Consider the following 24,213-nt stretch of genomic DNA (forward strand, 5'->3'; position numbering starts at 1 on the left):
CGGGCTCTCGGCGTTTTCAAGATGTCTGAGATGGTTAATATTCGCGCAGGTCAGGAATTCTGGAATTGGAGTTTCTGATTTTTCTCGCGATGATGTCGGAAATAAATCCTTGGAAACCTTTCGCAACGATCGTCATTGCATTTTGTTTGATCGATTCTTTGGTCGGGTGTGAGCCGAAAGCCGCGACATGAATTTTCCTCGCAATCTCATTGATTGAGGTATTAAGGAGAAATTTGTCCGCAAATTCTTCGGAGAGCATCATCTCCCTAGCAATCTCGAGAGGATGTATATTGTTGGTGAGTCTGTCGATCGTGTATGCGAAGCCTTCTTGATCTGCATCTCGCAACAATACCCTGCCGTACAGCTCACAAGCTATCTTCTGCGCTTCGTTGTAGTCCATATGACCCTCCGTCAGATGACGCACATGATGGCAAATTTGCCGATCTGTCAATACGGAGTCGGTTGCGACTCTGGGTCATCTGCGCGGTCGATCAACAGACTCAGGCAACCGGCGCGGTTCTCCGGGCAGTCTCCACGCTCATTCCGTGTCGGCTTGCTTGGAAGTATGGTGGCTTGAAAGGTGGCGTGATCCTGGGCTTTCCCGCTGGCCGGGAGGCGCATGGGAATCGTGGGCGGAATCTGGGCGCTTGCGGAGGGAGTTGCGGCGGAGTTCAAGGACCTGCTTTACTGGCAGTGCAAGGCGCCGCGCGACAACTTCGCCCCGATGATCGCCACCATGCTCCAGGTGCGCAGCTCTAAACTAGTGGATCTGGCCGCCCAGCCGCGCGAGATGTACCGGACCGACATGCGCGACGGTGGATCCGCGCCTCCTGGGCAGCGCGCGGAGCGACCCCGACGCCGTGATGGCGCCCCGCGCCGCCGCGGTGCCGAAGCCCGCCGCCGACCGGCAGGGCATCGCGCCGCTCCTTGATCCAAGGTGCCGGAGCGCCGTCGGGAGCCGATGCTGGCGCTCCGGTACGGCAAGCGCGCCCTGCCGGGCGCATGGCGGGTCGAGACGACGCGGAGGGCCGGTCGGCTCCGCAACGCAAGGGGACCTGCTCGCGGCCGTCGCGCCCTGGTTGCCGGCGCGTGCCAAGGGCCGCCCGATGGCCGGCGGCCTCCCCGGTACGGCCGAGCTGGTCTCGCTGTGATGGGACCGCGGCTTAGGACGACCGTCCGCGGCCCGAGGGCGCGAGGGGTCGAGGGTGGTTTGTGGGCATGAACGGCGCGATCACCGTCCACTGCTCGTCCGAGAGCGAGAACAGGTCCGCCACCGCCGCCTGCATGCGGCAAGCGGCGGCCCTGAATCACAAAACCACAGACCCTGCAACACCTTGGTGCGATTCAGACCCTGGCGCGGCGCGCTTAGCCATCCTCGAACAGGCCACAAAAGGAAAACCCTGATGCCGAAGCGCTCTGATACGGGACCCGCTTGATCAAAGCGGGTCCCGTAGCACAAGCCTGCGCGGCGCCTGAGCGACGCCGACATCCGCATGGCCGAAATCGGAGATGGCGAAGCGCTCAATCGGATGTCGTATGAGGTGCACACCGGCTTCGCCGTCCCTCACGGATGAAACCTGAGCGTGCATGCGATCAGAGCTTTTCACGCCAGCATAGCAAGTTTCTATTGAGAGAGTGCTCCGCTACCGCACGGCATCGGCCCCGAGCGGCTCCATCCCGCTCGCCCGCACCGCCGCGGCGGCCTCCGGACCGGCGAGGAAGCGGATCAGCGCCCGCGCAGGCTCCGGCTCGCGGCTGCCCGCAACGACGCCTGCCGAGAACAGCGTGTAGAGCTGCACCTCCTCCGGCAACAGGCCGACGATCTGGATTCCCGGCACGGGCTTCAGCTCGCTGAGCTGCTGGAAGCCAACCTCCGCCTCGCCGCGGGCCACCACTGCGCCCACCGGCTCGGCCGGGATCATCCGCGCCTTGTCCTTGACCTGCTCGGCGATGCCGAGGCGCTTGAACAGGTCCCGCTCGATGTACACGCCGCTCGCGCTGTCCGAGTAGGCGATCGACGTTGCCGCGAGCAGGGTCCGGCGCAGGCCCTCGACGCTGCTGATGTCGGGCATCGGCGCGCCCGCGCGCACCGCGAGCGCGATGCCGGAGCGCGCGAGCGCGGTGCGGCTGTTGGCGCTCACCTTGCCCTGCCTGATGAGGTCGTCGAGGGCGTAGCCGACCACGATCACGACGTCGATCGGCTCGCCCCGCGCGAGCCGGGCCGGCACCGCCTGCGGGGTCTGGCCCATCGAGGGTCCCCACTCGGCCACGAGCCTGTGGCCCGTACGGCGCTCGAACTCGGGGGCAAGTGCCCGGTAGGCTGCCGCGAAGCCGCCGGAGCTGACGACGCGCACCTCGGCGGCCAGGGCCGCTCCTGCGAGGAGAAGCGGGAGGACCAGGCCGAGGCCGCGGAACAGGAATTTGGAACGGATCACGAGTCTTCTCCATCAGGGCAGAGGTCGGGCCACCCGCAGCGCCCGGAGAACGGGGCGGTCGCGCTCGCGGCCGGCGCGCGTGCTGAGCTGCGCCGGTCGCGAGCGGTCAGCGGGAGGTCAGGCCATCGCAGCGTCCCGGGCGAGCCCCCCTTCGCGTGGCTCCGCTCCCGGTAGATGAGCAGCGTCGCGACGAGGCCGCAGGCGCCCGCGAAGGCCAGCCAGAAGGCCGGGGCGGCACGGTTCCCGGTCACCTCGATCAGCCAGGTCGAGACCAGTGGGGTGAAGCCGCCGAACAGCGCGGTGGCGAGCGAGTAGGCGAGCGAGAAGCCGGCCGTGCGCACGCTCGCCGGCACGATCTCGGTCAGCGCCACCACCATCGCGCCGTTGTAGCTCCCGTACAGGAAGGACAGCCACAGGAGCACGATCAGCATGTTGGTGAAGGAGGTGTTGGCGACGAGCCACGCCAGCGCCGGGTAGGCGGTGAGTAGCGTCAGGGCCGAGAACACCAGCAGGATGGGCTTGCGGCCGACCCGGTCCGAGAGCGCGCCCATCACCGGCAGCCAGAAGAAGTTCGACACCGCGACGCAGAAGGTGACGAGGAGGCTGTCCTCCGCCGACAGCTTCAGCACGCTCTTGCCGAAGGTCGGGGTGTAGACCGTGATCGTGTAGAACGAGACCGTGGTCATCACCACGAGCAGCATGCCGAGCAGCACGATCTGCCAGTTGCGGCCGAGCGAGGCGAAGATCTCACGGGCCGTGGGACGATGCTTGCGGTGCAGGAACTCCTCCGTCTCCTCCAGCGAGCGGCGGATGTAGAACAGGAACGGCACGATCAGGCAGCCGATGACGAAGGGGATGCGCCAGCCCCAGGAGCCCAAGGCCTCCGGCGTGAGCGCCTGGCTCAGGACGTAGCCGATCAGCGCGGAGACCATGATGGCGACCTGCTGGCTGCCCGACTGCCAGGAGACGTAGAAGCCCTTCTTGCCGGGGGTCGCCATCTCGGCGAGGTAGACCGACACGCCGCCGAGTTCGACGCCCGCCGAGAAGCCCTGCAGCAGCCGGCCGATCAGCACCAGGAACGGGGCGAGGAGCCCGATGGTCGCGTAGGAGGGCACGAAGGCGATCAGGATCGTGCCCATCGCCATGATGCCGAGGGTGACGATGAGGCCCTGCCGGCGCCCGACCTGGTCGACGTAGGCGCCGAGGAAGATGGCGCCGAGGGGCCGCATCAGGAAGCCCGCCCCGAAGGTCACGAAGGTGAGCATCAACGAGGCATACTCGTTGCCGGTCGGGAAGAACGCCTTGGAGATGTAGGTGGCGTAGAACCCGAACAGGAAGAAGTCGAACATCTCTAGAAAATTGCCGCTCGTGACGCGCAGCACGGTGGCGATCTTGGATCGTGAGCGATCCTCGGGGGCGAAATGCGCCATGATATCCTCCCAGGGGCTTTGTGATGGTGGTGCCAGGGTGGCCCGCCGCCGGAGCGGACGGGCTGCGGGGTCGGGTTCCGCCGGACGGCGGCCCGCGCCGGAGGCCGCGATGCGGCCTCCGTCCGATGCGCGGGGAGCGAGGCGTCGGTCCGGGCTGCGGACGGCTCGCCGTCGTGTCAGGAGCGGGACCCGCGCGAAGGCCGTCGCGCGGGCCTTCGCGTGATCAGGCCACGAAGCGGCACTGCGAGGCGGGCGTGCGCGTGTCCATGTTGCGGCCGCGGTTCGTGTGATCGTCCACCTCCGCCGCGCAGCCGAGCATGCGGGCGAACAGGAAGATCGTGAACGCCGCCGTCTCGAGTGCGGCGCCAGAGAAGTCGCCGTCCTGGTAGGGCCGCCACAGCATCTTCAGGAGCAGCGCCGCGATCACCGCGTCGATGTTCACGCAGTAGACGGTGCGCGACACGCCCGCCTCGTGAAGGGCCCGCACCAGGGCGCGGTAGTAGGCGTGGAAGGCGTTGGTGTCGCCGCGCGCCGCGAGCAGGTCGTGGATCCAGACCTCGCGCGGGTCGTGGTTCACGGCCTTGTCCTTGAAGACCGGGTGGTTGACGCCCGGGATCTTCTGGATGTCGAGGCTGCCCGCGCTCTTCCGGTCAGTCTTGTAGCGGGCGTACTCCGCGGCGGTGCGGTCGGCGAGCGCCTCGAGGTCGACGTCGTGGTCCGGGTCGCCCGGGTCGGCGAGGCCCGCGTCGCGGAACTGCTCGATCAGGAAGGCGATGCCCTCGTAGCCGTTGCCGCCGTGGGCGTAGCCCGCATGGCTCAGGAACCCGATCACCGCCTTGTTGAGTTGCACCCGCTCCGGGCTCTCCGGCCCGTCGGCCGAGACCGCGCCCTTGCAGCCTTGCGCCGAGATCGTGCCCGGACCGTTCGACAGGAGGAGCCCGATCAGGGTCTCGAAGACGAACACGTCGCCGGCTGCGCCCTCCCGGCCGAGGAGCGCGAGGCAGCCGATCTCGCCGAGGGTACGGCGCCCGAGGAGGTCGACGTTCGGCACGCCGCAGAAGCTGTCCGCTTCGTGCCCCTCCGCCGGGACCGCCGCGCCCAGCAGCACGCCGAAGAGCTGCAGCCACCAGGGCAGGCTCTCGGCCGTGAGGCGCGAGATGCGCTTGCGCATCAGCGGCCCCCAGGCGAGCGTGGTGGCGACCGTGGCCAGCACCGCGTCCCGCGTCGGGTGGCCGCCGAGGCCGCGCAGGTAGCGCAGGAACACCGAGCGGGCGCCGCGGGCCTGGAGGGCGTCGAGGAGCGCCTGCGCCCGCGGATCGGGCTTCGGGCCGACGAGGAGAGCGGCGAGATCCGGATCCGCCGCCACGCGACCGAGGTCGAAACTCTCGTCGAGGGCGCTCGGCAGCCCCGCCTCCACGAAGCGGTCGGTGAGGAGCCGGCAGATCCGCCGCGCCGTCTCGGCGCGGCGCGGGCCGACGAGGCTCGCGGCGGCGGCGAGCACCACGTTCGGCGCGTTGCCGGCCTCGCGGGCGGCCTCAGCGGCCGCGAGTTCCGGCCGCCCGTGCAGGTTCACCTCGGCGGCCACCGCGGCGTTGATCAGGGCACGGTCGTTGTCGCCCGCGGCCTCGCGCAGGAGGGCGAGGGCGAGGTTCGCCTCCATCGGCAGGCGCGCCGCCTCCAGCATCGAGACGCCGTGCAGGCTGGTGACCTGCGTCTTCGGGTCCATCTGCGAGGCGCCCGAGACGTCCTTCATGGTCTGGCGCGGCAGCACGATGCCGATCTGGCGGTTGAGCCGCGCGATCTGCTCGCCGTAGGGCATCGCCGCCGCGACCACCGGCAGGTCGAGCCCGGCCGGCAGGGTCAGGCCGGCATTCGAGCCGAACCAGGGCTTGAGGGCGAGGCTGCTCTCGGGCGCGAAGTCGGGCCGCGCCCCGTTCTCGCGCATCACCGCGGTGAGCGCCGCCGGGATGTGGGCGATGTTCGTGACCACCGCGCCCTTGGCCGAGACGACCGGGTTGTCGGGCGTGAACACCTCGTCCACCCCGAACTTCTCCATGAACCAGCGCTCCTTGGCGGCGGCATCGTCGTCGCCGCCCGCCATGGCGCCCGCGTGACCCACCGCCCGGGAGAGCCGGCTCTTCCAGCGCCCGACCACGCAGGCGACGACCGGCTTGGTGAAGTGCGCGTCGAGTTCGTAGTAGCCGCCCGGCTCCACGTAGAGCACCGCCGCCTTGCTGCGCGCGTCGTTGGCGAGCGCGAAGGCGAATTCCGGCGCCGCGTACTGGATGTAGACGTCCTTGCCGCTGGAGATGAGCGTGGTGGTGCCCCAGCCGCTCATGCGCAGGTAGGTGGCGATCGTCGTGGTGAAGTTGCCGGAATTCGAGAAGATCGCCACCGAGCCGGCCTTGAGCGCCTCGCCCGGGCTGTCGCCGCCGAGCGCGCCGCCGATGCGGACCTGATGGTAGGCGTCGGCGACCCCGAGGCTGTTGCCGCCGAAGATGTCGACGCCGTTCTGCTGGCCGAGGGCCCGGATCTCGCGGCTGTCGTGGACCGAGAGCTTCTCGGTGACGATGAAGATCTTGCGCAGGTCCGGGTTGACCCGGATCAGCTCGGCGACGCCGTCGCGGGCGCCGGACGGCGGCAGGTAGACGACGCCGCAATTGAAGCGGTGCCCGGCCTCCAGCCCCTCGCGGACGTTGTTGTAGACTGGGATCTCGCCGAGCGGGGTCTCGAGAACCTGCCCGCGGCGGCCGGGCGAGGTGCCGAACACCACGTTGCCGCCCGAATAGGCGTGGCCGACGGGCGTCACGTCGCTCGACTCACCCCCGAGGATGTTGAGCACGCAGACCCGGTCCTGGCGCGTGGCGACCTAATCGAGCGAAGAGATGCCGACGTGGTACTTGAAGCTGCCGATGCCGTGCTTGTGCATGTCGTCCTCCCTCGCTTACTCGGCCGCGTGACGCAGCGGCTCGCCGAGACCGATGGCGCGCGCCACCGCCTCGCGCCCGCCCTGGCGCATCCACTGGTCGGCCTTGCGGGCGTAGGCGACGACCTCGCTCATGTCGGAATCGAACCCGAACAGCCGGTAGGGCAGGCCCAGCGCCTCGGCCGTGTCGCGCAATGCCCCCATCCCGCGCACCAGGTTCGGGCCGCCGCGGCCGGCGACGATGTACAGCGGCGTCGGCCCGTGCCGGCCGACATGCTCGCGCAGCGCGTCCGCCATCGCCCGGAAAGTCTCGAAGATGTCGGTGTTGTTCGACTTGCCCGGCAGGCCGAGGCGCTGCCAGCGCGGGTCGTCGCGGTCGAAGCCGCACTTGAAGTCGCAGGCGACGGGGGTGAGGCGGCCGCTGCGGTCGGGGCGCATGCGGATCGGGTTCAACTCGACCGTGGTCATGCCGAAGCCGTGGTAGAGTTCCCAGAGCTTCGGCAGCTGCTGCACCAGCGGCGAGATCAGGGCCTTCGGGGCGTTCAGTTCCGAGAGGGCGTTCGCCACCACGAAGGCCTTGAGGCCGGTGAGCGGGTCGAAGGGAACCTGCGCCACCTCGCTCTTGTCGAGTTCCTCGATGTCGACGCCGCCGCGGTGGGTCAGCGTCATGGTCGGGGCGCGGTAGCGCGTGCTGTCGGAGATCGAGAAGTAGACCTCGTGCTCGGCCGGCACCGCGCCCTCGAAGGTGACGCCGTTGGCCTTGGCCACCGCGTGGCCGTGGCGGTGCTCCGAGAAGTAGAGCCGCTCCTTCTCGCGCAGCGCCGTCCTCAGGTCCGAGGCGCGGCCGACGAGCCCGCCTTGCCCTTCTTGCCGACGCCGCCCTTGAAGACCGGCTTGATGAAGATCGAACCGTGGCGGTCGATCAGCCCCTTGATCTCTTCCTCGCTCGCGTCCGGGCCGAGCACCTCGGACGTGGGAAAGCCGGCGAACTGCAGGAGCTTCGCGCCGTGCAAGATGCCCGTGACTTGCATCCGTTCCCTCCTGAATGTGTTTGGAGGGATCTTCGAGATGGAACCTGTCACAAATCTGTCGCGGCGCGAATTTCTGCGAGGTGGCCGGGAAAGCTTCGTCCTATCGTCCCTCGATGACCCGCCGCCACTGCTTCAGCGTCCGGCTGCGCTTGATCTGGTCGAGGGCGGTGAGGAGTTCGGGCCCGACCACGATCGGCTGGGGGGCGGCCGCGACGGGGTCGTCGGGCTGGCGCGCGTCGGCGCGCGCGGGCGTCACCGAGCGGGCCGCGAGCCGCGCCTGCCCCTCCCATGAGAGCATGTAGTCGAGGAAGAGCCGGGCTGCCGCCTTGTGCTGGGCCGCCTTGGGAATGAAGGCGATGCGCGAGGTGATCAGCGTGTAGTCGGCGGGAAGCACGACGCCGAGCCTCGGGTCCTGCTTGGCCCGCTCCAGGGCGTAGGCGCCGAAGACATCGAAGGCCAGCAGCGCCTCGCCGGCGACGACGCGGTCGAGCATGTGCGTCGTGGTGGTGTAGAGCTTCGCCCCGACCTGCCCGAGGGCGCGCACGAGGTCCCAGGTCCGCGGCGTCACCGCGAGGTTCTGCGTGAGGAACAGGAAGCCGACGCCGCTGCGCTCCGGGTCGTAGGTGGCGACCTTGCCGTGCCACGCCTCCGGGTCCTGCGTCAGGCTGCGGACGAGGTCGGCGTGGCTGCGCGGCACACGCTCGTCGGGAAGCAGGCTGCGGTTGTAGGCGATCGCGACCGGCTCGGCGGTGACGCCGTAGGCCTCGTAGCGCCACACTGCCCAGGCAGGCAGCCCCTCCGCCTCCCGGGAGACGTACCGCTCGGCAAAGCCGTCATTCACGAGCTTGACCTGGAGGTCCATGGCCGAGCTCCAGAGGATGTCGGCCGTACCGCCTCCCGCCCCGGCCTCGGCGAGAAACTCCTCGTAGAGCTTCGACGAGTTCAGCTTGGCGTAGGAGACCGAGACGCCCGGGTAGCTCTGCCGGAACCCCTCCAGCAGCGCGGAGGCCTCCGCCTCGTCGGTCGTCGCGCGGATGACCAATGCGCCCTCCCGCACGGCCTCCGCGACGTCCTGGCGCCGCACGTCGACGGGCGCGTCGACCTGGGCCCGGGCGGAGGCGAGCAGGACGCCGAAGGCGATCAATCCGGCCGCGAGGATGCGCACGTTCCCTCCCCACCCACCGCTTTTCGGTTGCCTGCGGTGCTCACAGTCGCGAGGATCGAGGCTACAGGCTCGCGCCGCGATGCCAAGCCGCCGCAGCGCGGATGCGCGGAGGCTGGTACCGAGGGAGGGCGGGCGGATGCGGGTGCTCGTCGTGGAGGACGACGCGGCTCTGGCGCGGGGGCTCGTGGCGTCGCTCCGGCTCGCCGGACTCGCGGCAGACCACGAAGCGGACGGCGAGGACGCGGCGCGGCTCGCCCTCTCGGAGCCCTACAGCCTGATCGTGCTCGACATCGGCCTTCCGGGCCTCTCCGGCTTCGAGGTGCTGCGGCGCATTCGAGCAGCAGGGAGTACCGTGCCGGTGCTGATCCTGACCGCGCGCGACGCGGTGGCGGACCGGGTGCGGGGGCTCGATCTCGGGGCGGACGACTACCTGCTCAAGCCTTTCGCCCCCGCCGAGTTCGAGGCGCGGGTGCGCGCCCAGATCCGGCGCGGTCAGGGCCAGCCCAACCCCGTCCTGCGCTGCGGGACGCTCGCCCTCGACCGCTCGACCGGGGCGGTGACGCTCGACGGCGAACCCCTTGCGCTCCGGCGCCGGGAACGCGCGGTGCTCACCGTGCTGATGGCCAAGGCCGGGCAGGTGGTGCCGAAGGAGCGGCTGAACAACGAGGTGTTCGGGTTCGACGACGAGGTGGCGCCGAACGCCCTCGAACTCTACATCGCGCGCCTGCGCAAGAAGCTGCAGCCGAAGGGACCGGAGATCCGCACGATCCGCGGTCTCGGCTATCTCCTCGACGCCGGATGAGCCGGCGCCCGCCCTCCCTGCGGCGCGGGCTGATGCTGCGGATGCTCCTGCCCACCGCAGCCCTCGCCCTCGTGCTCGGCCTCGGCGGCGCCCTCGTCATCCGGGATGTCGTCGAGACGACGCACGACCGTCTCCTCGACGGCTCCGTCCTGGCCATCGCCGAGCGCCTCGCGTTGGACGAGGACAACGAGGTGACGGTGGACCTGCCGCGGGTGGCGCTCGGCATGCTGGAGAGCCAAGCGCATGACCGCATCTACTACAGTGTCAGCTACCAGGACCAGCTCGTCACGGGCTACCGCGACCTGCCTCGCCCGGCCTCGGAGATGGAGCCCGGCCCGACCCGGCACTGGGACGCGGTGATGCGCGGGGCGCCCGTGCGCGTCGCCGCGCAGGCGCGGCGGGTCTACGGCAAGCCGGGCTTGGTCCTGGTTCAGGTGGCCGAGACGCGCGATGCGCGACGCACCCTGGAGGCGCGGCTGTTCGGCGGCCTGTTCGTGCTCGAAGCCGTCCTCCTGGCTCTGGTCGGGGTGCTGACGTGGCACGGGATCAGCCGCGGCCTGGCGCCCCTGGATCATCTCAGCGCCGAGATCGACCGGCGGGCGGCGCCCGGCGCGATCAGCCTGCAGCCCCTCGACGCCTCGCGCGTGCCGGCGGAGGCCGCCGCCCCGGTGCTGGCCTTCAACACCCTGCTCGCCCGGCTGGAGCAGGTCATGGTGGCCGTGCGGCGCTTCACGGCCGACGCCTCGCATCAGATGCGAACGCCGCTCGCAGTGCTGCGCATGCATGTCGATCTCGCGCGCCGCCACGGCGTCGGCGCGAGCCCCGAAGGCCGCGCCGCGCTCGACGACATCGAGGGCGCGGCTTTGCGCCTGGAGCACCTGCTCGCCCAACTCCTCGCCCTTGCCCGCGCCGACGAGGACCCAGGCGCGCTCGTGATGACGAATCTGGATCTCGCCGAGGTCGCCGCGACGGTTCTTGCGGACCAGGTCCCGCGCGCTCTCGCCGCCGGCGTCGAGATCGAATACGAACGGCCGAGCGAAGCCGTCATGGTTCCGGGCCATGCGACCCTGGTCGGCGAGATCCTCGCCAACATCGTCGACAACGCGATCCGCTACGCCGGGGCCGGCGCCCGGGTGGTCGTGCGCGTGGCGAACGAACCGGGCGGAGCCATTGCCGAGGTTGAGGACGACGGGCCGGGAATTGCGCCGCAGCACCGGGAGAAGGTTTTCTCGCGCTTCTATCGGGTCGCCCGGAGTGGCGGCCCGGAGGGCAGCGGCCTCGGCCTCGCCGTGGTTCGGGCCCTCGCCGACCGGATCGGTGCCGCCGTGACCCTCGGTGACGCTCGCCGAGGCGGATCGGGGCTGCTGGTCAGGATCGTCTTCCCGCCGGTCCCCATGAAATCCACCGAGACTGGCTCGAAGCAGCCGGACCCTTGACGCCGTCCCGGGCCGGCGTGGTTGACATGTCGTTCGCCCCGCTCCCACGACCGTGGGAAATCGAGGGCCCGCTTCGCGGGAGCTCGAAAGGTCCCTGCCGGATTGCAAGCGGCCAGTGCGGCGGCACCGATCGAAGGTCTGCTCCCGGCGCGTTGCCGACCCACGACCGATCGACGGCAGACCGTGCGTTCGCATCGTCCGCGGCCTGCTCGACGGGCCGCAGCGTCAAGCCTAGGATGTGAACCGAACCAAGGTGTTGCAGGGCCTATAGTTTTGTGATTCAGGGCCGTCGCTTGCCGCATGCAGGCGGCGATGGCGGACCTGTTCTGGCTCTCGGACGAGCAGTGGGCGGTGATCGCACCGTCCATGCCCACAAACCAGCCCGGCCCCGAGCGCGAGGACGATCGCCGGATCATCGCCGGCATCCTGCACGTGCTCACTTCCGGATGCGCTGGCGCGATGGCCCGGCCGCGTATGGACACCCCACCACGGTCTACAACCGCTTCACCAGGTGGTCGCGGCGCGGCTTCTGGACGGCGATGCTGGCGGCCCTGGCCAAAGCCGGGTGGTCGGGCGAGGCGGCCGCCCTCCATGCGGCCTGCGTCAAAGCCCAGCGCTCGGCTCACGGGGGCAAAGGGGAGCGACAGCGCAGGCCATCGGCCCTTCGCGGGGTGGTCAGACGACCAAGATCCACGCGCTCGTCGACGTGCTCGGCCGCCCCGGTGTCCTCCTGCTGACGCCGGGCGACGCCAGCGACGGGCGGACCGCCCCGGCGGTGCTGGTCGAGGCCCCCGGCCGGAGCCGCCGCCTGATCGCCGACGACAAGGGCTGCGACGCCGATCGGCTGCGGGCTGATCTGCGGGAGAAGAGCATCACCCCAGTCATCCCCGGCACCCGCCCGGCACCCGCCCGGCACCCGCCCGGCACCCGCGCCCGCACGCGCGCGCTTCGCCACGACAAGCGCCGCTCCCGTGACCGCTGGCGCATCGAGGCCGCCTTCTGCCGTCTCAAGGACTTCCGCCGGATCGCCACCCGCGACGACGAGCTCGCCCGCAACTTCGCTTCCGCGCTCGCCCTCGCGGCTGTCGTCGCGTTCTGGTGCCGATTGAGTCCTGACCCTGGCACAGCTTGCATGAGACGCGGGCCTGACCGGCAGCCCTGATCACGCTCGACCGGGCAGGGAGAAACCCGGGCCCGCGCCTCACCACTTGATCACGAGCCCGCCCATGCCAGCCGCGCTGCCGATCATCTACGCCTTCCTGCAGGACGGGCCGTCCCGCGCCTGGGCACTGCGCGACGTGGCGGGATAGACCGCGATCACGCCAAGCTGTCGAGATCGACCCGGGCTTGCTTTCGGGAAGCCAGGGCACCTCTAAACCATTCTGGCATCGGCAGAGTCTTGCGCTCGGCAGCCCATATTTCCTTAATGGCTTCCTGAACACGATTAAGGTCTTTTGAGAAAAACTCGAGAGACTGAGGCCCGGGAATTGCCTCTCGCGCAGTAAAAATCCCATTCTCTTGCCGAATGTAGTGTGCGCAGTAGATTGAATCTCGCTTCATTCCTTAATTCTCCCGCCACATTGGCAACGGCGCTCAACGAGAAAGGGTCTGGACGTGTCCAGGCCCTTCCCGTTGCTTGCTCGTGCCTACGATTGCCCGGAGGCTGTCAGGCGACCGCGACCTTGGTGCCGGCCGGCAACTCCGCATCGGTCTGCGCATTGGTGACGACGCGCTTGCGCCAAGGCTTCAGCACCGCGATGGCGAGGATCGAAGCCAGGATGTTGGCTCCGGCCGCCGCGAGAAATACGCCGTCCCAATTGCCCGTGCTCTGCTGCAGGTAGTTGGCGAACGGCACGAGCAGCGCCGCAGTCCCCTTTGCCGTGTAGAGCAGCCCGGCGTTCGTCGCCGCGAACTTGGAGCCGAACGTGTCGGTGCAGGTCGAGGGGAATAGCGAGTAGATTTCACCCCAGGCAAAGAACACGAAGCCCGACAGGAGGACGAACCACAGCGGATCATGTCCCCACAGGTACAGCATGTAGATGCCAAACCCCTCCATGGCGAAGGCGATGAACATCGTGTTCTCGCGACCGATCTTGTCCGAGACCCAGCCGAAGAAGGGACGGGTCAGACCGTTGAGCACGCGGTCGATCGTCGCCGCAAAGGTGATGGCCACCATCGTAACACCGAGGATCGTCACCGGCACCTTGTCGACGTGGATATCGGCCGCGATTGGCTTCAGGTTCGCGGTGATCATGAGGCCGCCTGCGCCGACGATGACGAACATGAAGTACATCAGCCAGAAAATCGGCTGACGAACCACTTCACTGGGCGTGTAGTTGCGCCGAGATTGGAGATTGGCGGTGCTCGTCACCTCCGGAACTTGGCCCTTGCGCGGAGACGCCAGGAAGAAGGCGAGGGCGGCAACGATCACGCCCTGACCAATGCCGAAGTTGAGGAAGGCAGCTTGGAAGCCCTTGTCGGCAATCATCCACTGAATAGGCGCCACCGTGAGCGCCGAGCCGGCGCCGAAGCCTGCTGCGGTGATACCGGCGGCCAGACCACGCTTGTCCGGGAACCACTTCAGGGCATTGCCCACGCAGGTTCCGTAGACGGCGCCAGCTCCCAGACCCGCGATGACCTGACCAACGTAGAACATGTTGAGGCCTGTCGCGTAAGCGTTGATCACCCAGCCGACGCCGCAGAGCACGCCACCGAACAGGACCACGATCTTCGGGCCGTACTTGTCGACGAACCAGCCCTCGACGGGCACGAGCCAGGTCTCGAACAGGACAAAAAGGGTGAAAGCCCATTGGATCGCGGCGCGATCGAAGCCGAATGTTTTCTGGATTTCGGGTACGAAGAAAGTCCAGCCGTACTGCAGGTTGGCGATCATGACCATGCAGACGACGCCAAGCACCAGCTGCATCCAGCGATAGCTGTCAGATACTCTGTTGGTAGTTATGGGTGTAGAGGTCGGCATTGTTGTTTCCTCGATTGTTGCGATGTCTTTTATTGTTGTTGCTTGACAGATTCGGGGGAGACAAGCCCCACAGGTGGGCGGCAGACCTGGACAGTGTTCAGCCAGACCGGCTGTTGGTGGTGGCTGCCGAGACAAGGGCGAAGTTGCTTGCCGACTATCGCGTTCGATCGGGTCGGCTTGGTCAAGTGAGGTGTCGCAAGCGACGGTCAGGCCGAGCTGGCAACGGCCCGTAGCTTCAGCCTGCTTCTGATATATTGTATACCAGCATCGCTGCGAATCCGGCGCTCGTCAAGAGCATGCTGCATTTTTTTGCTCCTGCACCGGTAAGCCGCTCGCCGGAGAATGCACGATGGTGCAGCCACGCTGGTGCAGCAAAGCGGTATCCTCGGTCGCGCGCAGGGCGTGGGGCTGCCGCGAGAATGTCGACACGGGCGACGTCGCCCAGCCTTCTCGCGATCGACGTGGCCGTGCGATCCCGTCCGTGCCCGTCGCGCAAGTCCAGCACGGGCGTCCCGCAGGCGGGGCGACCTGCATGATACGGAAGGGCACAGTGGGGGGACGGGTCGGGCCGTCAGCCTCGTCATGTCCGCTGTCATCCGACATCCGGTTGATTGCTTCGCAATGCGGATGTCGGCGTCGCTCAGGCGCCGCGCGGGCTTGTGATCCGGTTGATGGCTTCGCCGTCTCCCATTTCGGCCATGCGGATGTCGGCTTCGCTCAGGCGCCGCGCTCAGGCGCCGCGCCTGAGCGAAGCCCCAATCCGCCATCCCGAAGGGATCGAGCGGATTTGGTATGACGCCTGCTTGAGACCCTCCTCGGCCATGGGGAGGTCCACGCGCAGGCAAACTCATCGACTTGAACGACCGGGTCCGGCTCATGTGGGACGACGACGTACAGGGGCGACGGCCGGAATGAGGACCGTTGCCTATCGCGTCCTCAATTGATCCCCTGCGCGGGCAGCGCTGGCACCGGTAACCCAGCGCGACGGTCTGGCTGCGGCGTCACAGTGACACGATTGTGCTGGCGGCCAGGTAGATGCCGAGCACGAGCAGCGCGATCAGGAACCACCGTCGGAACCCCTCCGGGTCCAGCCGCTGGCGGACCACTTGGCCCACGAACATGCCCGCGAAGGCAGTTCCCATGGCGACAAGCCCGGGCAGGGCGGTCGAGGCGTTGAGAAGGCCCACGCTCGTGAGATTGAACGCCTGCGCGAAGGTTGCCACCGTGAAGAATACGCCGAGCGCCTGCACCAGCTCGTCTTTCTCCAGGCCGATCGACTGCAAGTACGGCATCGACGGAATGACCTGAATGCCGGTGGCGGCTGAGATCACACCCGTGAGAAGGCCGACAATGCCGCCGACCCATTTCTCATTCCGGGGTGCTGTCCGGATCTGCAGTCGCGTCAGCCCGAGCCCAGCATAGATCACCAGCAGGAGCCCTAGCACGATCGTGGCGTAGCGCGCGTAGGGGCCCGCCATCAACGCGCCGGCTCCCCAGATCGCGACGCCGGTCCCGAGGAGCAGCGGCCACAGCCTGCGCAGAATGCTGCCCAGGTACGGCCCGGCGAAGGTCTGCCAGATGTTGGTGACGATGGCGGGCACGATAACGATGGTCAGGGCCTGCAGCGGCGTCATTGCGACAGCGAGTAGGCCCATCGACACTGTCGGCAGCCCGAGGCCGATTACGCCCTTCACGAAGCCGGCAATGCCGAATACGGCGGCGATGAGGAAGAGCATGGTGGAGAGCCCGGCTGAAGGTCCTGACGCGCGACCCAAATTCCACGTCATAGCGCGGGGCGCCGTAGATTGATGCAGCGAACGACCATCATCCTGGCAGGCTCATGGACGGTCGGCTGCAGCAGAGCATGGCCGATTGCGGCCCGTCCGCTTCGGGGTCCCTGGCCAGGGTAAGCGGACGTTCGAGGCGGCTCCGGCGAAGGCCTCGGAGTGACCCTTCGCGGACATTTGGCTTGCCGCCTCCGAAGGTCCGGATGGGGTGGGAAGCGGCTGCTCCCTGATAGTGCGCGGAGGGTCCGAGCTCACCGCCGGATCAGGATGACGCCGCCGATCAAGAGAGCGATCCCAATCAACCGCGGTGGGTCGATCGCACGCTGGGCGAGGCCCATCCATCCGAAGTGGTCCGCCGTCACCGAGGCGAGCATCTGGCCGGTGACGAGGAGCGCGATGAATGTCGCGGCCCCGAGTTGCGGCACAAGGAAGATCGCGAGGCCGATGAAGATCGCCCCGAACAGGCCACCGCTCCATGTCCACCACGGGATGCGGGTCGCGACGCCCGCCGCGGGGACCGGATCGCGCAGGGCAAGGGCGAGCAATGCCATGCAAGCCACTCCGACCGCGTAGCTCGCGAAACCGGACCACGCGGCCGAGTTGAGAGACGCGCGCAGGTTCGCGTTTAGCACCTGCTGGACGACGATGCTGACCCCCGCTGCGATGGCAAGGGCCGAGGGGAGTAGGACGTGGAGCATGATCTTCAGACAGTCTCAGGCGCGACTTCGGCGCACCGCGGGTGGGCACATTGACAACCACCATTCACCCATGCCGTCAAATGCCCTGATCTGACTTCTCGATGCACGCGGGGCATGATGAACCCAGCCCATCTCGACCTCTTCCGCGCCGTGCTGCGTCACGGCGGGATGACGAGGGCGGCTGCCGCCCTCGGCGTCGGCCAACCGCACGTGAGCCGCGCCATCGCGCAGCTTGAGGCCGACCTCGGCTTCGCTCTCTTCGTCCGCGGTCATGGCAGCGCGTCGCCGACCCCGGAGGGAGAAGCCTTCGCGCGTGAGGTCGAACGCACCTGCGCCGGGCTCGAACACCTGCACCACGCCGCGCGCCAGATCCGGGACCTCGGCACCGGGCCGCTGCGCGTGGCCTGTCAGCCCTCCCTGGCGGCCCGCCTGCTGCCGCGCGCCATCCGGCGGTTGAGCGCCGAGCATCCAGGTGCGCGGGTCGCGCTCCACGTGCCGAGCCCCGACACGATCTGGTCCTGGGCCTCCTCGGGGCAGTGTGACATCGGCCTCGTTCGGCCCCGTCCAGGCTACGCGGGGGTGACGGGCGAGCCCTTCCTGACGGTCGAGGCAGTCTGCGCGCTGCGGCGGGACCACGCCCTGAGCCGCAAGCGGGTGATCACGGCGCACGACCTCGCGGGCGAACCCATGGTGGCGGGCGGTCCCGGTATGTTCCAGCAGGCCATCGAAGACACCTTCGCGCGGGCGGGCATCGAACTGCGTTCGGTCTTGATGGCTCAATACACCGCTGCGCGGTGCGGCCTCGTGGCGGAAGGTCTGGGCGTCGCCATCGTCGATCCGATCCCTGCACGTGATCTCGTCGGCCTACCGATCGTGTTGCGGCCGTTTCGGCCGCGCGTGCTCATTGAGACGCTACTGATCCGACCGGCCGGACGACCGCCGGGTCACCTCGTTGAACGTCTCATCGGCTTTCTGCACTCGGAGCGGGATGCGCTCTCTTTCCGAGCAGCAACATCCGAGTAGGACCTGATGCACAGCGGGGCAGGGTCCGCAAAGGGTCGAGGCTGTGTGGAAACGCAAAGGCGGCAGAAGGATCTTCCCTCGATAACCCTGGGCAGCGCCGGAATAGGCACCCAGCTGACATCTCGGCCGCCATCCAGGATGCTCGGATAACGGCTGTGTAGAAGATTATTCTCCGATTTCGGAGCGCGCCTGAGTTTTCACACGGCCTCGACCCCAAGCGGACGTTGAAGCCGCTACCGACGAAGGTTTGCTTGGGGGTGGCCAGCGGAAGTTCGATGTCTGGAGGCAAGGTCAGCCGATACCGTGCCGAACCCGGACCCGAGTCAGAACTCGACTGAGTCACTCGGGTGCGCGACCCGCTGTTTCAGAGCATCGGACATCGGGAAGTTCAGGTTCTCGTTGCGGGGCGGGATCGGGCTCTCGAACCACTTGGCGTAGAGCCTGGTGAACGCTCCTGAGGCCATCATGTCCTTCAGGACGCCATCCGCAAGCGCCTTGAGTTCCACGTCGTCCCTGGGCAACATCAGACCGTACGGCACCAAGGTGTAGGTTTCGGGCAGGAAGGCGAAGGCGGCGGGATCGGGTGTGCGAGCCTTCAGGCTGGCGAGCAAGATGTCATCCTCCATGAAAGCCGCGGCACGCCCACTCTGAAGCGTCAGCATGGACTCGCCGTGATCCTTGGCCTGGATGACGTTGAAAGTGCCGCCCTTGGCCTTGATGCCAAACGCGAAGCCGACCGCGTTCGAGCCCTGCGTGGCGACGACGGTTTTGCCGTCGAGATCCTTCACATCGTGTATGCCGGATGAGACCTTGGTCAACCACCGGGCCGATGACACGAAGATCGCGACCGTGAAGGCGACCTGCTTGAGCCGGGCGACGCTGCTGGACGTGGCGCCGCACTCCATGTCGATGGTCCCGTTCTGGATGAGCGGGATGCGATTGGTGGAGTCGACCGGCTGGAGCTTGACCGCAAGGGTGTCGAGCTTGAGGTCACTTTTGATCTTGGCCACGACCTGAGCGCACAGGTCGAGGGAGAAGCCGACCGGCTTCTGGTCCGTACCGAGATACGAGAACGGGATCGAAGCCTCGCGATAGCCGAGTGTCACGCTGCCGTTGCTTTTGATCTTCGTCAGCGTCGGGCTCTCCGCGGAGGCCACGGTCGTGGCGAAGCTGAGGACGAGCGCGCAGGACACTCGTCTGAAAACGCGACCTGGGACCATGGCCATTCTCCTCTCGATGAGTGCAGCCCCCTTCCGGGCGCCGTGCTGGGGGTGGGGACGCTCTGGCGGGCTACCCGAGCTTCGACAGGACGGCCGTGCGGACCTGTGGCGTCGCCGGCGCGCTCCTGGCGCGGATGGCCTCGACCAGCCGGTCGATGTCCGCCGTGGTGTTGAACATGCCGAAGGACACTCGGATGCCGTCCCGCTCGGGCGAGACCCGGATGCCGGTGCGTGTGAAGTAGTCGAGCCAGTCCGCTGCCGGCAGCGCGATGACGTAGATGTGCGGTGCGCGATGCTGCCGCTCGCGCGGGCCGACCAAGCCGACGCCGAGCCCGTCGAGACGCTCGATCAGGTAGTCGCCGAGGTCGAAGCAATGGTTCTGGATGTTCTCGATCCCGACTTGGCCGATGAGATCGAGCGCCGCGCCGAGCCCCTGGATGGCTGGCAGGTTGAAGTTGCCGAGTTCGAACCGCCCGGCGGTCGCCGGCAGGGCCATGTTGTCGGCGCGTGCGATGAAATCCGCCGGCGGGCTGGCGAGGCTCGCTGCCGCCAGATAGGCCGGCTCCAGCTCGATCCGGGTCGCGTCCCAGTAGAGCAGGCCGAGCCCCTGCGGCACGAGAAGGCCCTTATGCGTGCCCGAGCCGACGAAGGTGGCCTTCATCGCCTTGGCGTCGATCGGTACGACGCCGATGCCCTGCATCACGTCCACGACGAAGTAGAGGTCGCGCTGCGCACAGAGTTCGCCGACGCTTTCCACGTCGAACCGGTGTCCGGCGTGGAAGGTGACATGCGACATGGAAATCGCCCGCGTCCGGTCGTCGAGATGCGGCCGAAAGCTCTCCGCGTTCACCACCTCGCTCATCGGAATGAAGACGACCTCCACGCCCTTCCGCTGCAGGTTGAGGAAGGCGTAGGCGTTGTTGGGATGATCCCCCTCGATCATCAGAACCTTGTCGCCGGCCCGCAGCGGAAGCGCGTTGGCGGCGATGTTCATGCTTTCCGAGGTGTTCTTGGTGAAGGCGATTTCGTCCGGCCTGGCGCCCAGGAGGGATGCGACCTTGGCACGGGTCTCCTCCAGCCGGTTGAGCCAGACCTGCTTCGGACCGGCCGTCTCGAAGCCCTCCTGCAGGAAGCGCTCGTAAGCCTCCTTCACCGGGCGAGAGAGAGGAGTCTGGAAGCCGCTGTCGAGGTAGACCACGTGCTCGGCGGCCGGGAATGCCTGACGGACGGCGGCAACGTCATAGTGCTGGCTCATGATCACCTCCGGCGACGCGGACATGGCGAAGCACCCGCGCCGGACAGAGCCGGCGGCCTTCTTCATCCAGTCTCGGTGCTTTCGTGACGCAGGACCGCGCATCCCGCTTAGGATTTGGTCACATCAGCTGCGTGCCCTGAGAATACACAACACGCGCACTGCGTCGAGGATCTGCATCGAAAACTGAGAGCTTTAATTCCGAAAATTGAGAATTCAGATATCCTCGTTGTCCTGCAGGATTGTCTCTGAGAGGAGGGCCGCCGCCTCCTGCAGAGGACCGATGAAGGTATCGAGGCCTGCAAAGCCGACGCGCGCCACCGGCACCGACACGCCCAGGCAGGCGATGAGATCGCCCTCCGGTGAGACGATCGGCACGGCGCAGCCCACGACACCGCGAACGAACTCCTCGTTCGTCTTGGCCCAGCCCCTGCGCCGTGTTTCCTCAAGACTGGCCAGCAGCTCGTCGGGGTCGACGATCGTAGTAGGCGTGTAGCGGACAAGGTTCATCGAATGGGCCAGGCGGTGCCTCATTTTGGCAGGCAGCCGGCTCATGTAAATCTTGCCTGTCGAAGTGCAGTGCAGAGGTGCGGAGTCGCTGGGATTGAACTGCAAGCTCTGCTGTTCCTTTGACCGTACGCTGTCGACATAGACCACAGCATGGTCGCGCACGACACCGATCTCGCATTGTTCGCCGATCCGATCGGCCACGGCGCTCAAGACGGCCTGCCGGCGTACGGTGCGGAACGCTGCCCCGATTGTCTTGGCCGAGAGCGTGACGAGCCTGCTGCCGACGACGTAGCGCTTCGTGCCGAGGGCCTTCTGGATCAGGCCCCGATGTTCGAGGTTGCCGATGAGGCGGTGGGCCGTCGGCAGCGGCAGCGCGAGCCCAGCGGCAATCTCGGCAGCCGAGAGGGCCTTCTTCTGCTCGGCGATGAACGTCAGGATCGCGATGGCCCGGTCCAACGGCCCAGCCGGTGAGCTGTCGTGTTCGTCGGCCACGATACATCCCTTTGCGTGAGTGCGGCTTCGCTGCGTCCTACTATTATGGGACCGAACATCTAGGTGGGTGAGACAGCTTGACCGCCGAGGAGCCACTACGAGCTCGACAGCGGCTGCCCGCCCACACCACCTCAACGCTGGGACATTGTTGGCGACGTCGATGGCTACGCCAATCGCTGAGTTGGCGAGAAGTGCGACCGCCAGCTTCGGAAGGTCCGCAGGCGGGTCCAGGCCCGGCTGGGCCGAGAGGGTCGGTCGGCCAGGGCCTCGGGTCCCCCTCGCTGGTAGGCGTCGTACCAGCGGCAGAAGGTGGCGCGCGGGATGCCGAGTTTCTCCAGGGTGGCGCGCACCGGCAGGCGGGATTGCTCGACCAGCCGGATGATCTCCAGCTTCTCAGGAGCCGGGTACCTCATGCCTCGTCGCCCCCAGCCCCGCTCATGCTTTTTTGAGCGGGCGGTTCTCCAGGGTGAGATCGGCCACGACCTCCTTGAGCGCGCTGGCCTCGCGGCGCAGGTCCTTGACCTCGTCCGAGGTGGCGGCGCGGGCCGTGTCGCCGCGAAGGCCCTCGAGCACGATGCGGATCTTCTCCTCGGCCGTGAACTGCCGGCGGGTGGCGCGGCGGATGTTCTTGATCACCATCTCTGCCGGCTTCCGCAACGGCCCGGATGTCTGCTTCATTCTCGCTCCTGGGGCTACGATGAACCAGCCATCCTCCGTTCGTGAAGGGCCTTAATCTGTCTCACGGGCGCTGACGGCGGACAATGCGCGACCTGATGAGCGGTAGTCGATTGGCAGCTCGACTCCGAGTGCCGGACCCTGCTTGGCCCGCTCCAGCGCGCAAGCACCGAACAAGCCGAAAGGGACGAGCGCCTCCCCCGCGGAGACCCGGTCCGGCATAGTGTGGGTCGCGATGTAGAGCTTCCCACCAACCTGCCCTGAGGCATAGACGATGTCCCAGGTTCGGGCTGCCTCCTGGAGGCTCTGCGCGAGGGAGAGGAAACCTCGCTGGGCTCCAGAGGTCGTCCGGGGACGGACTCACCGGAGCGCGCCTTTCAGGCCGGGGCCGGTGGCCCGCGCTGTGGCGCCGGCGCGAGATGCGTTTGCGCCGCTGCCGCGGCGGTGCCGCCCTCGCGCGCGCCGAGCACCATCTCCCGCGCCCAGTTGAGGAGAAGCGAGGTGTAGGCCTGCTGCCAGGGCTCCTCGGACAGGCCGTGGTCGGCGCCCTCGATCACCCGGTAGGTCAGCGAGCGCGTCCGCTCGAAGGCCGCCATGTAGTTCGCGATCACCGGCGGCGGGACGGTGTCGTCGCGCTCGGACTGCACAATCAGCACGTCGCCCTGGAACGCCGCGCACGCGCCCAGCGCCCGGTTGTCATCAGGCGAAACTTGGCCTCGCCGGTAGGCCATCAGCGCTTCGCGGTCGAGCCGCGCCTTCGGCACATCCCAGTCCTCGTCCCTGTAGAGCGCGGGTACGCGCAGGGCGAGCCAGCGCACCGCGCGCAGCGAGCTGAGGATCGTGGCCAGGTAGGCCCCGTAGCTGCTGCCGACCACGGCGACGGCGGCGGGATCGACCCCGGGCCGGCCAGTGAGCGCGTCGTAGGCGGCGAGGACGTCGCGCAGGTTCTCCTCGCGGGTCACCGTCTCGTGCCGCGGGTCGCCCCTCGCCACCCCGCGCGGCTCGAAGGTCAGGCACACGCAGCCGAGCGCCGCGATCTCACCCGCCCGCGCGAGGTACTGCTCCCGGGTGCTGCCCCAGCCCTGCAGGAACAAGAAGCCAGGCACCAGGGGCCCCGGCGAGACCAGGGTGCCCGGGAGCCGCTCCTCGCTGCCGTCCACCGCGACGGTGATGGCCTCCTCACGGACTGCCATGCGGCCCCGCAAAGGCGTACTTCGTCATGGGACCGACCCGCTCGTCCTCGCCGCGGAAGTACACCACCGCGCCCGGCGGCGGCGCGTGGTGCTGGCCATAGATCTCGACGGTGGAGGCGCGCACGACCCGCAGCCCCGGGTCGGCCCGGAAGGCTTCGAGGGCCGCGACCTCGGCGCCGCTGGCGCCACCCGCGCGCCAGGACTGCTCCAGCACGCCCGAGCGCCTGCGCCCGGCCGCGTCCACACCCTGCGCGACGTCGTAGTTGCGTCGCGACGCGAACAGTCCCGGGAAGCACTCCATCGCGGCGGCATCGTAGGTGCGCGCCTGCGCCACCGCAAGGCGGGCCCCTTCGGGGAGATCGAGCGCGAGCAGCGCCTCGAAGTCACCCCGGGCGACGAGGAGATCCGACCCGCCGTACACTTGCGCGCCGCCGTTGTCCGGCGTCAGGCGCTGGGTGCCGCAGTAGCTCGCCACGAGGTCGGCCACGCGCACCTGGCCGACGCTGTAGGTCGTGACCTCGGCGAGGTCCTCCTCAAGCACGAGGCCGTGGCCGGACAGCTCGGCCGCGTCCGCCGCGGCGAGCGCCGCCTCCAGCTCGGCGGCGCCGCAGACCGCGATCTGGCCTCGCCCGGCGGTCGCCCGCACGGCCTTCAGGCGCACCGGCCCGTGCCCGAGCAGGCGCAAGCCGGCGCGGCGCGCATCCTCGGGCGCGAACGCGGAAAAGCCGCGCAGGACGACGTCGCGCACCCGGTGCCCGAACTCGCGGGACCAGCCGGTCGGGGCGAAGGCGTCCGGCTCGACCAGCGGGTGGGTGATCGCCTTCGTGGCCACGCACGCGTGCGGAGCAACGCCGCCGAACAGGTCGTGCTCGCCGCGCACGCCGAACGCCGCGGCCTCGGCCCCGACGAGCGTGTCGGCCGGCACGAGGTAGACCGGGCCGCGGTGAGGAAACGGCGGGTCGAGCTCGCCTGCGAAGTCGAAGTCTTTGAGGGCAGCCAGGCGCCTCGCGAGCTCGGCGCGGGTGGCCCGCTCGTGGCGGGACGCGAAACCGGTGCCGGGCATGGGTACCACCACGACGCCGCGGCACGCCCGGGTGGTCTGCTCCACGACGCTCGAAGGCGTCGCCGCCGTCTGGATCATGGCCATGTCTCCTCCTG

The 24,213-nt window shown here is 68.1% G+C and carries 18 protein-coding genes and 3 pseudogenes; 4 read left to right on the forward strand and 17 right to left on the reverse strand.

Going from position 1 to position 24,213, the window contains the following annotated elements; all coding sequences use genetic code 11:
* Positions 1-34: 34 nt before the first annotated feature.
* The 8 genes and pseudogenes from M446_RS37715 to M446_RS29670 form a co-directional block, all read right to left on the reverse strand.
* Positions 35-400 carry a DUF4214 domain-containing protein gene (locus M446_RS37715; RefSeq protein ID WP_150108754.1) on the reverse strand — a complete coding sequence of 122 codons (366 nt, stop codon included), beginning with the start codon at positions 398-400 and terminating at the stop codon, positions 35-37.
* 796 nt (positions 401-1,196) lie between these two features.
* Positions 1,197-1,274: pseudogene (locus M446_RS37720) on the reverse strand (IS5/IS1182 family transposase); the annotation flags it as partial.
* A gap of 369 nt (positions 1,275-1,643) precedes the next feature.
* Positions 1,644-2,435: a substrate-binding domain-containing protein gene (locus M446_RS29650; protein WP_012335788.1), complete on the reverse strand. Its 792-nt coding sequence runs from the start codon at positions 2,433-2,435 to the stop codon at positions 1,644-1,646.
* On the reverse strand, positions 2,432-3,865 hold the full coding sequence (locus M446_RS29655; RefSeq protein WP_012335789.1) for an MFS transporter: 1,434 nt from the start codon (positions 3,863-3,865) through the stop codon (positions 2,432-2,434). Before M446_RS29655 ends, M446_RS29650 begins: the two co-directional genes overlap by 4 nt.
* A 223-nt stretch (positions 3,866-4,088) precedes the next feature.
* Entirely contained in the window at positions 4,089-6,707 is a 2,619-nt protein-coding gene (locus M446_RS29660; RefSeq protein WP_265576462.1) for a CoA-binding protein, read from the reverse strand.
* Between the two features lie 102 nt (positions 6,708-6,809).
* Positions 6,810-7,559, reverse strand: coding sequence for an ATP-grasp domain-containing protein (locus M446_RS29665; protein ID WP_265576463.1), 750 nt, complete (start codon positions 7,557-7,559; stop codon positions 6,810-6,812).
* A gap of 59 nt (positions 7,560-7,618) precedes the next feature.
* Entirely contained in the window at positions 7,619-7,822 is a 204-nt protein-coding gene (locus tag M446_RS39320) for a hypothetical protein (RefSeq protein WP_265576464.1), read from the reverse strand.
* A gap of 100 nt (positions 7,823-7,922) precedes the next feature.
* On the reverse strand, positions 7,923-8,987 hold the full coding sequence (locus M446_RS29670) for an ABC transporter substrate-binding protein (RefSeq protein WP_012335790.1): 1,065 nt from the start codon (positions 8,985-8,987) through the stop codon (positions 7,923-7,925).
* 136 nt (positions 8,988-9,123) lie between these two features.
* Between M446_RS29670 and M446_RS29675 the strand changes: the two genes are divergently transcribed.
* The 3 genes and pseudogenes from M446_RS29675 to M446_RS29685 all read left to right on the forward strand — a co-directional run bounded on the left by M446_RS29675 (position 9,124) and on the right by M446_RS29685 (position 12,387).
* Entirely contained in the window at positions 9,124-9,789 is a 666-nt protein-coding gene (locus M446_RS29675; RefSeq protein WP_012335791.1) for a response regulator, read from the forward strand.
* Positions 9,786-11,225 (forward strand): sensor histidine kinase, encoded by a 1,440-nt coding sequence (locus M446_RS29680; protein WP_012335792.1) that lies wholly within the window; start codon positions 9,786-9,788, stop codon positions 11,223-11,225. The genes M446_RS29675 and M446_RS29680 overlap by 4 nt, the downstream gene beginning before the upstream one ends.
* Positions 11,226-11,537: 312 nt before the next feature.
* Positions 11,538-12,387, forward strand: a pseudogene (locus M446_RS29685) (IS5 family transposase).
* Positions 12,388-12,891: 504 nt separating this feature from the next.
* Here the strand turns inward: M446_RS29685 and oxlT are convergent.
* The 3 genes from oxlT to M446_RS29700 all read right to left on the reverse strand — a co-directional run bounded on the left by oxlT (position 12,892) and on the right by M446_RS29700 (position 16,690).
* Positions 12,892-14,205 carry an oxalate/formate MFS antiporter gene (oxlT, locus tag M446_RS29690; RefSeq protein ID WP_012335793.1) on the reverse strand — a complete coding sequence of 438 codons (1,314 nt, stop codon included), beginning with the start codon at positions 14,203-14,205 and terminating at the stop codon, positions 12,892-12,894.
* Between the two features lie 1,001 nt (positions 14,206-15,206).
* On the reverse strand, positions 15,207-15,941 hold the full coding sequence (locus M446_RS29695; protein ID WP_012335794.1) for a sulfite exporter TauE/SafE family protein: 735 nt from the start codon (positions 15,939-15,941) through the stop codon (positions 15,207-15,209).
* 302 nt (positions 15,942-16,243) lie between these two features.
* Positions 16,244-16,690 carry a DMT family transporter gene (locus M446_RS29700; protein ID WP_012335795.1) on the reverse strand — a complete coding sequence of 149 codons (447 nt, stop codon included), beginning with the start codon at positions 16,688-16,690 and terminating at the stop codon, positions 16,244-16,246.
* Positions 16,691-16,804: 114 nt separating this feature from the next.
* Here M446_RS29700 and M446_RS29705 point away from each other — a divergent pair, with 114 nt between their 5' ends.
* A complete protein-coding gene (locus M446_RS29705) occupies positions 16,805-17,713 on the forward strand; it encodes a LysR family transcriptional regulator (protein WP_012335796.1) in 909 nt (302 codons plus the stop codon).
* Positions 17,714-18,036: 323 nt separating this feature from the next.
* On the opposite strand, the gene M446_RS29710 is transcribed toward M446_RS29705, so the two are convergent.
* From M446_RS29710 to M446_RS29740, 6 genes and pseudogenes are all read right to left on the reverse strand, one after another.
* The gene (locus M446_RS29710) at positions 18,037-18,933 is read right to left on the reverse strand and encodes an amino acid ABC transporter substrate-binding protein (protein WP_012335797.1); all 897 of its coding nucleotides are present in this window, start codon (positions 18,931-18,933) and stop codon (positions 18,037-18,039) included.
* Between the two features lie 70 nt (positions 18,934-19,003).
* Positions 19,004-20,254: an aminotransferase class V-fold PLP-dependent enzyme gene (locus M446_RS29715; protein ID WP_012335798.1), complete on the reverse strand. Its 1,251-nt coding sequence runs from the start codon at positions 20,252-20,254 to the stop codon at positions 19,004-19,006.
* Positions 20,255-20,401: 147 nt separating this feature from the next.
* Positions 20,402-21,187 carry an IclR family transcriptional regulator gene (locus M446_RS29720; RefSeq protein WP_012335799.1) on the reverse strand — a complete coding sequence of 262 codons (786 nt, stop codon included), beginning with the start codon at positions 21,185-21,187 and terminating at the stop codon, positions 20,402-20,404.
* Between the two features lie 218 nt (positions 21,188-21,405).
* A pseudogene (locus M446_RS36065) lies at positions 21,406-21,865 on the reverse strand (helix-turn-helix domain-containing protein); the annotation flags it as partial.
* A gap of 374 nt (positions 21,866-22,239) precedes the next feature.
* Positions 22,240-23,055 carry an alpha/beta hydrolase family protein gene (locus M446_RS29735; protein WP_012335801.1) on the reverse strand — a complete coding sequence of 272 codons (816 nt, stop codon included), beginning with the start codon at positions 23,053-23,055 and terminating at the stop codon, positions 22,240-22,242.
* On the reverse strand, positions 23,042-24,202 hold the full coding sequence (locus M446_RS29740; RefSeq protein ID WP_012335802.1) for a DUF3182 family protein: 1,161 nt from the start codon (positions 24,200-24,202) through the stop codon (positions 23,042-23,044). The genes M446_RS29735 and M446_RS29740 overlap by 14 nt, the downstream gene beginning before the upstream one ends.
* Positions 24,203-24,213: the final 11 nt, after the last annotated feature.

Source organism: Methylobacterium sp. 4-46 (assembly GCF_000019365.1).
Lineage (GTDB): Bacteria > Pseudomonadota > Alphaproteobacteria > Rhizobiales > Beijerinckiaceae > Methylobacterium.